Here is a 13,870-nt window from a genome sequence, read left to right on the forward strand (position 1 = left end):
TGATCAATCCCCTGTACAGAGGCTGCAGCCATGGACGCCTGGTGGCACGAAGTGTGGTTGACCCTGATGGCCGAATTCGCCGACATCACCGACGCCAGACAAATCACTCGCGTTTCGGTGCGCCTGCTCATGGCGGCGCTGCTCGGCGGGGTGCTGGGCTTCGAACGCGAGCGCAAGGGCAAGGCCGCCGGTGTACGCACGCACATGCTGGTGGCCCTGGGCGCGGCGCTGTTCGTGCTGGTGCCGCAGATGGCCGGGGCCGGCGAAGCGGCCCTGAGCCGGGTGGTGCAGGGTATCGTCGCCGGGATCGGTTTTCTCGGCGCCGGCACCATCCTCAAGGGCAAGGACATGGACGAAGAACACGTCAAGGGCCTGACCACCGCCGCTGGCCTGTGGATGACCGCGGCCATCGGCGTTTGCGCCGGCATGGGCCGGGAGGCGACGGCGCTGCTGAGTACGCTGCTGGCGCTGATCATTCTTGGGGTGATGCCTTGGGTGGTGGGGCGGTTTGAGCATCCGGACAAGGATTCGGACTGATATCTGTCGTCGGTTGCGGCTCAGCGACTTCCAGGTCAGGTTGGGCGAATACATCGTCCATCAATGTACTGGACTCGTGCAGGGCGCGCACGAGCGCTGCGGCCTGTGAATCGGCAAGCTCCCGGGTCCGTGGGGCCTGCCTGTCACGGTTGAAAAGGTGAATTTCATAGTTGAATAGCTTGATGCGCATCTCGACCTGCAGCTCCCTGCATAGATTCAGGGTGCCGAAGTATGTCGCGCATGGGCTTAGGAAGCGGCTGAGTTGCTTGAGTGAAAAATCCCACGCTCAGCCGAGCAAACGCCTGTTCGTAAATAGTCGTGACTATTCAGTCACATTGTCACAAGACCGGTCTATGCTCAGGGATTGCCTGCCAACCCAGCACGGGCGGATCGTCGCTGGGCGGATCGCCGACAGTCGGTGGAACCGTTGGCTTGAGCGGCAGCTCATCGGGCTCCTGGTCCGGATCGGGTGGCGGCAGCGTCGGGTCGTCAATGTTCGGATCAGGTGTTTCGGCAGGGTATGGAATATTCATTGAGCTGATCTCCCAAGGGGGTATGAAGGGTTGGACGATCTGCAGGGCGATTGATTCGTTTTTCTTCGGGGGGCAAGGGAAGTGCTCATTTCATCTGAACTTTTCAACGTGCCGTCGGCTCGGAACTTAAGCGGGGTTCGCCAGGTGTATTGGCGCCAGGACACTGCGTAATCCAGGCACAGGAGCGCCCAAAAGGGCGAAGGAGAGAGGCTCGATGACGATCGATGAACCGTTTGAAACGGGACAGGGAGCTCAAGACAGCAGCGCCGCCGAACAGCCGTTGATGCTGTCCCAGGCATTGCTGTTGCCGCGCATCGTGATCGAAGACACGGCACCGGTGATCGAGGGTGGGCTATATGCCGCCAAGGCGATCGTCGGGCAGGCAATCACGGTCACCAGCAAGGTGTTTGCCGATGGTCACGACAAGCTGGCAGTCATGCTGCGCTGGCGTGCGGCGCGCAGCGAAAGCTGGCACGGCATGCCCATGGCCGACCGTGGCAACGACCTCTGGGAGGCTCACTTCAGTGTCCAGGAAGTGGGCCGCGTGCTGTTTTCCATTGAGGCCTGGATCGATCGCTTCGCCAGTTACTGCTACGAGCTCGAGAAAAAGTTCAGCGCTGGGGTACCGGTAAGCCTGGAACTGCAAGAAGGTCGCCTGCTCATCCTGCAAAGCGCCGAGCGCAGTGAAGGCTCGCTGCGTCAGCAACTGCAACGCCTGCATGACGACTTGCCCGGAATGCCCCTTGCGGACCAGGTCGCTACCCTGCTCAAGGCCGAAACGGCCGCCCTGATGACCCAGGCCGACCATCGAGCCTACTTGAGCCGCAGCCATGAATTCCCCCTGGACGTGGAGCGCGAGCGCGCCCAGTTTGCCAGCTGGTACGAGCTCTTTCCGCGTTCGATCACCGATGACCCCGAGCGCCACGGCACATTCAACGATGTGCACAGTCGTTTGCCGATGATCCGCGACATGGGTTTCGACGTGCTGTACTTCCCGCCGATCCATCCCATTGGACGCAGCTTCCGCAAGGGGCCGAACAATGCCCTGCAGGCGGGGCCCGACGATCCGGGCAGTCCTTATGCCATTGGTGGCGAAGAGGGCGGGCATGAGGCGATTCATCCCGAACTGGGCAGCCGCGAGGATTTTCGCCGCCTGGTCGCCGCAGCAGCCGATCATGGCCTGGAAATCGCTCTGGATTTTGCCATCCAGTGCTCCCAGGACCATCCGTGGCTCAAGGAGCATCCGGGCTGGTTCTCCTGGCGACCGGACGGCACTATCCGCTACGCGGAAAACCCGCCGAAGAAATACCAGGACATCGTCAACGTCGATTTCTATGCCGCCGAGGCGATACCGAGCCTGTGGCTGGCCCTGCGCGACGTCATCCTCTGCTGGGTGGCGGAGGGCGTGAAGATCTATCGGGTCGACAATCCGCACACCAAACCGCTGCCATTCTGGCAGTGGCTGATCGAGGATGTCCGCAGCCAGCACCCGGAAGTGATTTTCCTCGCCGAGGCCTTTACCCGCCCGGCGATGATGGCGCGCCTAGGCATGGTCGGGTTTTCCGAGAGCTACACCTACTTCACCTGGCGCAACACCAAGGCCGAGCTGCAAAGCTATTTCAGCGAACTGAACCAGCCGCCCTGGCTGTATTGCTATCGACCGAATTTCTTCGTCAATACACCGGACATCAACCCGTTCTTTCTGCATGAGTCCGGGCGTGCCGGATTCCTGATCCGTGCCGCGCTGGCGACCATGGGGTCGGGGCTCTGGGGCATGTATTCAGGATTCGAACTCTGTGAGTCGGCGGCGTTGCCGGGCAAGGAGGAATACCTCGATTCGGAGAAGTACGAGATTCGCCCGCGCGACTTCAGCGCTCCCGGCAATATCATCGCCGAGATCGCTCAACTCAACCGCATCCGCCGGCAGAACCCGGCGCTGCAGACGCACCTGGGCATCGAGTTCTATAACGCCTGGAACGACAACATCCTTTACTTCGGCAAACGCACCGCCGATCGGGGTAACTTCATTCTGGTGGCCATCAGCCTCGACCCGCACAACGCCCAGGAGGCCAGTTTCGAGCTGCCGCTGTGGGAGCTGGGGCTGGACGACGATGCCCAAACCCGCGGTGAAGACCTGATGACCGGGCACCGCTGGACCTGGAACGGCAAGACTCAATGGATGCGCATCGAACCCTGGCACCTGCCATTCGGAATCTGGCGCATCGAGAATGCCCTCTAGAATGGAGTCGACCATGGCGAAGAAAGCGCGCGCGGCCGCATTTATCGATGATCCGCTCTGGTACAAGGACGCGATCATCTATCAGGTGCATGTGAAGTCCTTTTTCGATTCGAACAACGACGGTATCGGCGATTTCCCGGGGCTGATCGCCAAGCTCGACTACATCGCCGAACTGGGTGTGAACACCGTCTGGCTATTGCCGTTCTACCCCTCGCCACGACGCGACGATGGTTATGACATCGCTGAATACAAGGCGGTGCATCCGGACTACGGCACCATGGCCGACGCCAAGCGGTTTATCACCGAAGCGCACAAGCGCGGCCTGCGGGTGATCACCGAACTGGTCATCAACCATACCTCCGACCAGCATGCCTGGTTCCAGAGGGCACGGCGCGCCAAGCCCGGCTCCAAGGCCCGGGACTTTTACGTGTGGTCCGACACCGATCAGAAGTACGACGGCACGAGGATTATCTTCCTCGACACGGAAAAGTCCAACTGGACCTGGGACCCGGTCGCCGGCCAGTATTTCTGGCACCGCTTCTACTCCCATCAGCCGGACCTCAATTTCGACAACCCGCAGGTGATGAAGGCGGTCATCGGCGTCATGCGCTATTGGCTGGACATGGGCATCGACGGCCTGCGCCTGGATGCGATTCCCTACCTGATCGAACGCGACGGCACCAACAACGAGAACCTGCCCGAGACCCACCAGGTGCTCAAGCAGATCCGCGCCGAGATCGACGCCAACTACCCTGACCGCATGCTGCTGGCCGAGGCCAACCAGTGGCCTGAAGACACCCAGCTGTATTTCGGCGATGCCCGCAGCGACGATGGCGATGAGTGCCACATGGCCTTTCATTTCCCGTTGATGCCGCGCATGTACATGGCAGTGGCCCAGGAAGACCGCTTCCCGATCACCGATATCCTGCGCCAGACCCCGGAGATCCCGGCCAATTGCCAGTGGGCGATCTTCCTGCGCAACCACGATGAGCTGACCCTGGAAATGGTCACCGATCGCGAGCGCGATTACCTCTGGAATTACTACGCCGCCGACCGCCGCGCGCGGATCAACCTGGGCATTCGCCGGCGCCTGGCACCGTTGCTCGAGCGCGACCGGCGCCGGGTCGAGCTGCTCAACAGCCTGCTGCTGTCGATGCCGGGTACGCCGACCTTGTATTACGGCGACGAGATCGGCATGGGCGACAACATCTACCTGGGCGACCGCGACGGCGTGCGCACGCCCATGCAATGGTCGATCGACCGCAACGGTGGTTTCTCCCGTGCCGACCCGGCCAGCCTGGTGCTGCCGCCGATCATGGACCCGCTCTACGGTTATCAGTCAGTGAATGTCGAAGCACAGTCCCGTGACCCGCACTCGTTGCTGAACTGGAACCGGCGCCTGCTGGCCGTGCGCAAGCAGCAAAAAGCGTTCGGGCGGGGCAGCCTGACCATGCTTTCGCCAAGCAATCGGCGGATCCTGGCGTACACCCGGGAATACGCAGATGGCGACGGCAAGACCGAAATCATCCTGTGCGTGGCCAACGTCTCGCGTGCTGCGCAAGCGGCGGAGCTGGAGCTGTCGCACTATGCCGGCATGGTGCCGGTGGAAATGCTCGGCGGCAGCGCCTTCCCGCCGATCGGCCAGTTGCCGTTCATGCTGACCCTGCCGCCCTATGGCTTCTACTGGTTCCTGCTGGCCCCGGAAAACCAGATGCCGAGCTGGCACGTGGAGCCTGCGCAGAGCCTGCCGGAATTCAACACCCTGGTCTTGAAAAAACGCATGGAAGAGCTGCTCGAGGAGCCCTCGCGCAGCACGCTGGAAAAAAACGCCCTGCTGCAATACCTGCCCAAACGGCGCTGGTTCGCCGGCAAGGACACCGCCATCGAGCAGATTCGCATCGCCTATGGCGTGCGCTTCAACATTCAGCCATTCCCGGTCTTGCTCAGCGAGATCGAGGTCAGCAGCGGTGGCGAGATCAGCCGCTACCAGTTGCCGTTCGGCTTTCTGGGCGAGGATCAGATCAGCAGTGCCTTGCCGCAGCAACTGGCCCTGGCGCGGGTGCGGCGTGGTCGGCAGGTCGGCTTGATCACCGATGCCTTCAGCCTCGAGAGTTTTGTCCGGGCGGTGGTGCAGGGGTTGCAGGCACACACGCGGCTGCTCGGTGACGATGGCGAGCTGGTCTTCGAACCGACCGAACAACTGGCGCAGCTTGGCCTGGCCGACGACGCCCCGGTGCGCTACCTGGCGGCCGAGCAATCGAACAGTTCGGTGGTGGTCGGCGGCAGCCTGGTGTTGAAAATGATTCGCCGGGTCAGTGGCGGTATTCATCCGGAACTGGAAATGGGCGCTTACCTGACCGCGGCCGGGTTCACCAATATTTCGCCCTTGCTCGGTGCAGTCAGCCGGATCGATGGCCAGGGCGTGCCGCACCTGTTGATGATCGCCCAGGGCTACCTGAGCAATCAGGGCGATGCCTGGGACTGGACCCAGAACAACCTGGAGCGGGCCATCCGCGACGAAATGGCGCCGGCCCGTTCTGAGCAGGAGCAGCACTCCAATGCGCTGGCCGAGCTTGCCGGTTTCGCTGCCTTGCTTGGTCAGCGCCTGGGCGAGATGCACGTGCTGCTGGCCGCACCGACCCGTAATGCAGCGTTTCGTGCCCACCCCAGCACCGGCAAGGAGAGTCAGGCGTGGAGCAAAAGCATCAGTGCGCAGTTGGAACGTGCGTTGTACTTGCTTGAACACCACCGCAGCAATCTGACCCAGGACGAGCAGAAATTGGTGGATGAGTTGCTCGGCCAGCGCGACGAGATGCTTGGCCACGTCGATGCCCTGTGCAAGCAGGCGGTGGGCGGTTTGATCATGCGCGTGCACGGCGACTTGCACCTGGGCCAGGTGCTGGTGGTGCAGGGTGATGCCTACCTGATCGACTTTGAAGGGGAGCCGGCGCGACCGTTGCAGGAACGGCGGGGTAAATACAGCCCCTACAAGGATGTCAGCGGGGTACTGCGCTCGTTCGATTATGCCGCGGCCACGGCCACCCGCAATGTGCAGAGCGCCGATACCTCGGCACAGGCCCAGCAAGCCCGCCAGCGGGTCTCCCGGCACTATCTGCATGAATCCCGGCATGCCTTTATCGAGGCCTACGGCCTGGCCACTGCCAACCTGCCGCATGCCTGGGAAGACGCTGAAGGCGAGCGTGCTGCCCTCGAATTGTTCAGCCTGGAAAAGGCCGCCTACGAAATTATTTACGAAGCAGAGCATCGCCCACACTGGCTGGCCGTGCCTTTGCATGGACTGTATGGGCTATTGAGTACCTGGGGAGAGTAGTAGATGAATGCGCACAGAGAACATGACAGGGCCCAGAGTGGGGCGTTCCCGCACAAAGCCGACATCGAGGCGCTGGTCCGGGCCGAACACCATGACCCCTTTTCGATCCTCGGGCCGCACGGTGATGGTGCAGGCGGGCAATATATTCGTGCGTATCTGCCCAATGCCTTGCGTGTGCAAGTGCTGGAAAGGACCAACGGTGAACTGATCGGTGCCCTGGAGCAGGGCGAGGTACCGGGCATGTTCGCCGGGCATTTCCCAAGGCAGCTGCCATACCTGCTGCAGATCCAGTGGGCCGGTGGCGAGCAGATCAGCGAAGACCCTTACAGCTTTGGCCAACTGCTCGGCGAGATGGACCTTTACCTGTTCGCCGAGGGCAATCATCGCGACCTGAGCAGTTGCCTGGGCGCGCAAGTAATGACGATCGACGGTGTCGAGGGTGTGCGCTTCGCGGTCTGGGCGCCGAATGCACGGCGGGTTTCGGTGGTCGGGGATTTCAACATCTGGGATGGCCGGCGTCATCCGATGCGCCTGCGCCATCAGGCCGGGGTCTGGGAGATCTTCATCCCCCGCCTGCAGCCAGGTGAAACCTACAAGTACGAAATCCTTGGCAAGGATGCCATTCTGCCGCTCAAGGCCGACCCGGTTGCACTGGCCACGGCGCTGCCGCCGGACACCGCTTCGAAAGTCGCCAAACCCCTGCAGTTCGACTGGCAGGATCAGCAGTGGCTGCAGGAGCGCGGCGAGCATCACCGCACCAGCGCGCCCTTGTCGATCTACGAGCTGCACGCCGGCTCCTGGCAATGCGAGATGGACGATATCGGCGAAGTGGTGCGCCCTTATAACTGGCGCGAACTGGCCGACCGCCTGATCCCTTACATCCTCAAACTGGGCTTCACTCACATCGAGCTGATGCCGGTCATGGAGCACCCCTTTGGCGGCTCCTGGGGCTATCAACCCCTGTCGCAGTTCGCCCCCAGTGCGCGCTACGGCTCGGCCGAGGACTTCGCGGCCTTCGTCGATGCCTGCCACCGGGCCGGCATCGGCGTGATCCTGGATTGGGTGCCGGCACATTTCCCGACGGATGTTCACGGCCTGGCCCAGTTCGACGGCACGTCCCTGTATGAATACGGCAACCCGCTGGAAGGCTTCCATCAGGACTGGGACACGCTGATCTACAACCTGGGGCGCACCGAGGTGCATGGCTTCATGCTGGCTTCGGCGCTGCACTGGCTCAAGCACTTCCACATCGACGGATTGCGCGTTGATGCGGTGGCTTCGATGCTCTATCGCGATTACTCGCGCAAGGCAGGCGAATGGGTACCCAACCGCCATGGCGGGCGCGAGAACCTGGAAGCCATCGACTTTTTGCGCCACCTCAATGACGTGGTCGCGCTGGAAGTGCCGGGGGCGTTGATCATTGCCGAAGAGTCCACCGCCTGGCCGGGTGTCAGCCAGCCGACCCAGCAGGGTGGGCTGGGCTTCCAATACAAGTGGAACATGGGCTGGATGCACGACACCCTGCATTACATCCAGAACGACCCGATTCACCGCACCCATCACCACAATGAAATGAGCTTCGGCCTGATCTATGCCTATTCCGAGCATTTCATCCTGCCGATTTCCCATGACGAAGTGGTCCATGGCAAGCATTCGCTGATCGACAAGATGCCCGGCGACCGATGGCAGAAGTTCGCCAACCTGCGTGCCTATCTGACATTCATGTGGGCGCATCCGGGCAAGAAGCTGCTGTTCATGGGCTGCGAGTTCGGTCAGTGGCGCGAGTGGAACCACGACAGTGAGCTGGACTGGTACCTGTTGCAGTATCCGGAACACCTGGGGGTGCAGAAGCTGGTCGGTGACTTGAACCGCCTGTATCGCAGCGAAGCAGCCCTGCATGAGCAGGACTGCGTACCCCAGGGCTTCCAGTGGCTGATCGGCGACGATGCGGCCAACAGTGTGTTTGCCTGGCTGCGCTGGAGTAAAAATGGCGATCCGCTGCTGATCGTCGCCAACTTCACCCCCGTGCCCCGTCACGGCTACCGCATCGGCGTGCCTTTCGCCGAGCGCTGGAGCGAGGTGCTCAACAGCGACGCCGATGTGTATGCCGGTTCCAACCTGGGCAACGGTGGGGGCGTGGCCAGCGAACCGACGCCCAGCCATGGCCAACCCCTCTCGCTGTCACTCAATCTGCCACCCCTGGCGGTTTTGATCCTGCGCCCGGAAGCATAACCTGCTTGATGCGTGTGAGGCTTACCACCTCACGCGCACGCCCAGGTTGCCGATCAGGCCGTTCAAGTCGTTGTCGTCGACGTTGCTGCTGTAGTCGGCGCTGACAAAAAAGCTGAGTTTCTGTGAAACCTTCGCCACCAGGCCCAAACCCAGGTCGACGGTAGTGGAGTTGCGGCTGCTGCTGATCTTGTCGACCTGGTCGAGGCTGACGGTCTGGCTGTTGGAGAACTCGTGCCAGACGTTGGTCCGTACATAGGGTTCGAACGGCATGCCACGCACTGAATAACTACCACTCAATTTCGCACCCACACGGCCGGTCCAGGTCGGCATCGAGTCATAGGCGGCAATCGCAGCGGTCTGGTCCTGGGCGCCGGGGAAGAACTGCTGGTTGATCAATTGCGCTTGCGGTTCCAACACCCAGTTCTTGGTAATGCCAATGGGGAAGCCACCTACGACCGACAAGGTCAGCGCATGGCCATTGCCGTCGATGCGGTCGCCGCTGTCGGTGCGTCCGCTGCCGTCGAAACGGGTGCCCATGGCCACGGCATCCACATGCCAGCCCTGGCCGTGATTCACGCTCCAGTAAACGCCCAGGCTTTCGCCTTCGAGTTTGACCGTCCCCTTGCTATCACTGGTGTATGGACGCATGCCGTCGCTACCGCTTTGCAAACTGTTGTGGCCAATGAAGAAGCCTGCGCGATGGGTATTCTCGCCGGATTCACGGATGAACAGGTCCGGGCTGACTTGCATGTTGTTGTTGGTCCCATCGAAGCGTGTTTCCTGTGGGCCGGCACTGCCTGGCTTGAGTGCCACGGGGAAGTACTGGTTCAAGTGGCTGGCAATGTCTCCGGGTAGATCCGGTGCATTGCGTTGGTCCAGGCGGTCCTGCAGGGAGGCCAGAGCGTTGAAGGTCAGGCCGGATGCGGTAGGGCTGTTCAGCGAAAAAAGCGGCATGCTCAGTGATGTGGCCGAGAAGGGATCCTCATCGGCAAGGCCCAACGCAAGGGTTTCTACGGGAATCGACAGCAGCAACGAAGTGGACAGGGCGTAGAAAGCGTAGTCGAGGCCGAAGGGAGCGGGCGTTTTTCTCATGACAAATATCTCCTCTGAATGTAACAGCCAAGGGTCTGGCCAGGAGACACGCCGGCTGTACGACTTCACAAAACAGAGGGCGGCCGAAGCCAGCAGGCCAGGCATCCGCGGCAGGCCAGAAGGCGCGTGCTAGAGGCGTGGCAAGAGTACTCGTGCGAGTAAGTTGGTTACTTGAAGTCAAGGAGAGTACTGGCCTTGCGTCAAGAAAATGCACGATGGGTGGTAGTTGCAAATTTGCCATTGCAAGCTATTGAAATGGCTTGTTTATCCTCCTTTCATAGCCCCCCGCGCGCTTTAAACCGGGGTGGCTATGCCGAATGAATTTAAAGATGGACCTCCACAGCAAGTGGCAAATGGTCGGAAAGGTGCGTCCAAGGTTTATTTGCGAGAATTTTTGGCGAATGGCTGCTGGCGTTGCGCAGGTAAATGCGATCCAGGCGCAGCAGCGGCCAGCGTGCCGGGTAGGTCTTGGCCAGCAGGCCATGGTGGCGCTCGAAGGCTTCATGCAGGTAGTCGTGCTGGGCCAGGGTGACATTGCCTTGCAACTTCCAGTCGTTGAAGTCGCCGGCGATGATCACGGGCGCATTGCCGGGCAAGGAGTCCAGCAGGCGGCAGAGCAGCTCGAGTTGCAATTGACGATGGGATTCCAGCAGCGACAGGTGCACGCAGATGGCGTGCACCTCCTGATGCCCGGGTACTTGCAGCACGCAATGCAACAAGCCACGGCGCTCGGGGCCGGTGATCGACACGTCGAGATTGCGGTGGTGGATGATCGGGTACTTGGACAGCAGCGCGTTGCCATGGTGGCCATTGGGGTAGACGGCATTGCGCCCATAGGCGAAGTCGTTCCACATGCTGTCGGCGAGAAATTCATATTGTGAGGTCAACGGCCAGTTGCTGACACGCGAGGCGTGGCGGTCATGTTCGCCGAGCACCTCCTGAAGAAAAACGATATCGGCCCCGGTGCTGCGCACGGCCTCGCGCAGTTCCGGGAGGATGAAGCGGCGATTGAAGGTGGTGAAGCCTTTGTGGGTGTTGACGGTCAGTACCCGCAGACGATGGATAGCCGGGGGCTGCGCTTGTGCGTCCTGGTCAGTGCTGCTGATACCCGCAGGGTCGGCTGTCACGGTCGTTCCTCAATCGTTGAGCCCAATAGTATTGCGACTGGTTTTGGCCCGGACAGTTCCGGTGAATTTGCGACCGCATCGCTGGCAAGCCAGCTCCCACAGAGTTCACCACATGCCTCTGTGGGTCATCCCTGTGGGAGCTGGCTTGCCAGCGATGAATCCAACACATATCCCCCGGCCTTACTGCTCCTCCTCAAGCACCAGCTCAAACAACAACAACGACCGCCCCGTCACCGCAAATGCGCTGCCGAACTCCCACGGTTCGCGCCCGCGCAGCAGTGGCCTGTCGGTGTCCAGCAGGCAATTCCAGTTCTCGCCCTCGGGCACCTGGGGCAGGGTGAAGTTGACCACCTCATGGTGGGCATTGACGATCAGCAGCAAGGTGGCATCGGCGCCCGGGCGGCGGATGCCGCTGACCTGGGCGCGGCCGTCCATGAGCATGCCCAGGCAGCGTCCATGGCGGTCGTGCCATTGTTCGGTGGTCATCTCGCTAGCATTGGGCGCCAGCCAGGTGACGTCCTTGACGCCGATATCTTCATTGAAGTCGCCGACCATAAAGCGTGCACGCCGCAGCACCGGGTATGTCAGGCGCAATTTGGTCAGGCGCTTGACGAACTTGAGCAGGGACTTGCCGTCTTCGTCCATCTCCCAGTTCACCCAGCCCGTTTCGCTGTCCTGGCAATAGGCGTTGTTGTTGCCATGCTGGGTTCTGCTGAATTCGTCGCCGGCAACGATCATCGGCGTGCCTTGCGCCAGCAGCAGGGTCGCGAAAAAGTTGCGCATCTGGCGCAGGCGCAAGGCGTTGATCTCGGGGTCATCCGTGGGGCCTTCGACGCCGTGGTTCCAGGAAATGTTGTGGTTGGTACCGTCCTGGTTGTTCTCGTCGTTCGCTTCGTTGTGTTTTTCGTTGTAGGACACCAGGTCGCGCAGGGTGAAGCCGTCATGGGCAGTGACGAAGTTCACCGAGCAATAGGGGCGCCGGCCACGCTGGTTGAACAGTTCGCCCGAGGCCGTCATGCGCGCGGCAAAGTCGGCGAGCTGACCGTCGTCACCTTTCCAGAAGGCACGCACGGTGTCACGAAAGCGATCGTTCCATTCCACCCAGCCCGGGGCGAAGCCGCCGACCTGGTAGCCGCCGGGGCCACAGTCCCACGGTTCGGCGATCAGTTTGACCTGGCGCAGGACCGGGTCCTGGCGACACGCCACGAGGAAGCTGTGACGTTCATCGAAGCCTTCATGGTAGCGCCCCAGAATGGTTGCCAGGTCGAAGCGGAAGCCATCCACGTGCATCTCGCTGGCCCAGTAGCGCAACGAATCGGTGACCATCTGCAGCACGCAGGGGTGACTCAGGTCCAGGGTATTGCCGGTGCCCGAATCATTGATGTAGAAGCGCTTGTTTTCCGGGTTCAAGCGATAGTAGGAGACGTTGTCGATGCCGCGCATCGACAGGGTCGGGCCTTGCTCGTTGCCTTCGGCGGTGTGGTTGTAGACCACATCGAGAATCACCTCCAGGCCGGCGTCGTGCAGGTGCGCGACCATCTCCTTGAACTCGGCGATCTTGCCATTGGCCAGGTAGCGCGGGTGCGGGGCGAAGAAGGCGATGCTGTTGTAGCCCCAGTAGTTGTTCAGGCCCTTTTGCAGCAGGTGCTGGTCATTGACGAAGGCGTGGATCGGCAACAGCTCGATGGAGGAGATGCCGAGCTTGCGGATGTGATCGAGCACATCCTCGACCATCAGGCCGGCGAACGTGCCGCGCTCATCCTCGGGCACCGAGGGGTGCAGCATGCTGATGCCGCGCACATGGGTTTCATAGATGATGGTGCGGTCCCAGGGCACGCTGACGCGCTGGTCGCGCCCCCAGGTATAGGCCGGGTCGATAACCTTGCTCTTGGGCACGAAGGGCGCACTGTCGCGCTCGTCGTAACTGAGATCCGCATCCGGGTGGCCGATGGTGTAGCCGAACAGCGCCTCGGACCAGCGCAACTGACCGACCAACTGCTTGGCATAGGGGTCGATCAACAATTTGTTGGGGTTGAAACGGTGACCGTTCTGCGGGTCGTACGGGCCATGCACCCGGTAGCCGTAGATCAGTCCTGGATGCGCGTCGGGCAGATAGCCGTGGAAGATCTCGTCGGTGTACTCGGGCAGCTCGATGCGTTCGAGTTCCACCTCACCACTGGAGTCGAAAAGGCAAAGCTCGACCTTGGTGGCATTGGCGGAAAACAGCGCGAAATTCACGCCCAGGCCATCCCAGGTAGCGCCGAGCGGGAAGGGCAGGCCCTCGCGGATGCGCGAGGGTTCAGCCGCAGGTTTGGGTTCGGTTTTCCTGGAGGAATTCTTTGGTCGAGTAGTCATGCTCAGTCCTTTCTCTGCTCAGACATGCACGACCCTCCGTCCAGTTCGGGAGGGTGCGTGATGGGATCGACCGAAGGCTCGGGCGTCAGTTGGCTGGTGGCTTCTTCGCCGCGCGTGGCTTTTTCTCCGTAGCGGGTTTTGCGGCAGCGGCCGATGCCGGCTTGGCAGCAGCCTTGCTGGCGGGTTTGGCAGCAGGCTTGGCGGCGGCCCTGGTCTTGGGTGCAGCAGCCGGCGCGTCCGGGCTGGTCTTGGCGGCAGGCTTGCGGGTGGGTGTCTTGTTCGGTGCCAAGGCTTCGGCTTCCGCCAGCTTGCGCGCCATTTCCCAATGACGGTGTTCCTGGCCTGTCGGCTTACCCTCCGACTCCCAGATTTGATAGGCGAATTCGCGAATACGCTTGTCGTCAGCACTCATTTCAACGCTCCT

Annotated in this window: 9 protein-coding genes; 4 read left to right on the plus strand and 5 right to left on the minus strand. The window is 61.5% G+C overall.

What is annotated here, in order from left to right; all coding sequences use genetic code 11:
- Positions 1-30 precede the first annotated feature (30 nt).
- Positions 31-537: an MgtC/SapB family protein gene (locus F2S13_RS13725; RefSeq protein WP_166361621.1), complete on the plus strand. Its 507-nt coding sequence runs from the start codon at positions 31-33 to the stop codon at positions 535-537.
- Positions 538-875: 338 nt separating this feature from the next.
- On the opposite strand, the gene F2S13_RS13730 is transcribed toward F2S13_RS13725, so the two are convergent.
- Positions 876-1,070, minus strand: a complete 195-nt coding sequence (locus F2S13_RS13730; RefSeq protein WP_166361623.1) for a hypothetical protein — start codon at positions 1,068-1,070, stop codon at positions 876-878.
- A 214-nt stretch (positions 1,071-1,284) separates the two neighbouring features.
- Between F2S13_RS13730 and F2S13_RS13735 the strand changes: the two genes are divergently transcribed.
- Genes F2S13_RS13735 through glgB form a run of 3 tightly spaced genes read left to right on the plus strand, consistent with a single transcriptional unit; the run spans position 1,285 to position 8,872 of the window.
- Entirely contained in the window at positions 1,285-3,309 is a 2,025-nt protein-coding gene (locus tag F2S13_RS13735; RefSeq protein ID WP_166361625.1) for an alpha-1,4-glucan--maltose-1-phosphate maltosyltransferase, read from the plus strand.
- A 13-nt stretch (positions 3,310-3,322) separates the two neighbouring features.
- On the plus strand, positions 3,323-6,640 hold the full coding sequence (gene treS, locus F2S13_RS13740; protein ID WP_166361627.1) for a maltose alpha-D-glucosyltransferase: 3,318 nt from the start codon (positions 3,323-3,325) through the stop codon (positions 6,638-6,640).
- A 3-nt stretch (positions 6,641-6,643) separates the two neighbouring features.
- A complete protein-coding gene (gene glgB / locus F2S13_RS13745; protein ID WP_166361629.1) occupies positions 6,644-8,872 on the plus strand; it encodes a 1,4-alpha-glucan branching protein GlgB in 2,229 nt (742 codons plus the stop codon).
- 21 nt (positions 8,873-8,893) lie between these two features.
- Here glgB and F2S13_RS13750 read toward each other — a convergent pair whose 3' ends face one another.
- The 4 genes from F2S13_RS13750 to F2S13_RS13765 all read right to left on the minus strand — a co-directional run bounded on the left by F2S13_RS13750 (position 8,894) and on the right by F2S13_RS13765 (position 13,858).
- A complete protein-coding gene (locus F2S13_RS13750) occupies positions 8,894-9,964 on the minus strand; it encodes an autotransporter domain-containing protein (protein ID WP_166361631.1) in 1,071 nt (356 codons plus the stop codon).
- A 323-nt stretch (positions 9,965-10,287) separates the two neighbouring features.
- Complete coding sequence (locus tag F2S13_RS13755; protein WP_166361932.1) at positions 10,288-11,070, minus strand: endonuclease/exonuclease/phosphatase family protein; 783 nt, start codon at positions 11,068-11,070, stop codon at positions 10,288-10,290.
- Between the two features lie 201 nt (positions 11,071-11,271).
- Positions 11,272-13,446 (minus strand): glycogen debranching protein GlgX, encoded by a 2,175-nt coding sequence (gene glgX, locus F2S13_RS13760; protein WP_166361633.1) that lies wholly within the window; start codon positions 13,444-13,446, stop codon positions 11,272-11,274.
- An 85-nt stretch (positions 13,447-13,531) separates the two neighbouring features.
- A complete protein-coding gene (locus tag F2S13_RS13765) occupies positions 13,532-13,858 on the minus strand; it encodes a DUF2934 domain-containing protein (RefSeq protein ID WP_166361635.1) in 327 nt (108 codons plus the stop codon).
- Between the last annotated feature and the right edge of the window lie 12 nt (positions 13,859-13,870).

This window comes from Pseudomonas akapageensis (assembly GCF_011355085.1).
Lineage (GTDB): Bacteria > Pseudomonadota > Gammaproteobacteria > Pseudomonadales > Pseudomonadaceae > Aquipseudomonas > Aquipseudomonas akapageensis.

Bases quoted from the DNA above. Each gene is read 5' to 3' on its own strand.
- F2S13_RS13725 (WP_166361621.1), top strand. From the start codon at position 31: ATGGACGCCTGGTGGCACGAAGTGTGGTTGACCCTGATGGCCGAATTC.
- treS (WP_166361627.1), top strand. From the start codon at position 3,323: ATGGCGAAGAAAGCGCGCGCGGCCGCATTTATCGATGATCCGCTCTGG.
- glgB (WP_166361629.1), top strand. From the start codon at position 6,644: ATGAATGCGCACAGAGAACATGACAGGGCCCAGAGTGGGGCGTTCCCG.
- F2S13_RS13735 (WP_166361625.1), top strand. From the start codon at position 1,285: ATGACGATCGATGAACCGTTTGAAACGGGACAGGGAGCTCAAGACAGC.
- F2S13_RS13765 (WP_166361635.1), bottom strand. From the start codon at position 13,858: ATGAGTGCTGACGACAAGCGTATTCGCGAATTCGCCTATCAAATCTGG.
- F2S13_RS13730 (WP_166361623.1), bottom strand. From the start codon at position 1,070: ATGAATATTCCATACCCTGCCGAAACACCTGATCCGAACATTGACGAC.
- glgX (WP_166361633.1), bottom strand. From the start codon at position 13,446: ATGACTACTCGACCAAAGAATTCCTCCAGGAAAACCGAACCCAAACCT.
- F2S13_RS13750 (WP_166361631.1), bottom strand. From the start codon at position 9,964: ATGAGAAAAACGCCCGCTCCCTTCGGCCTCGACTACGCTTTCTACGCC.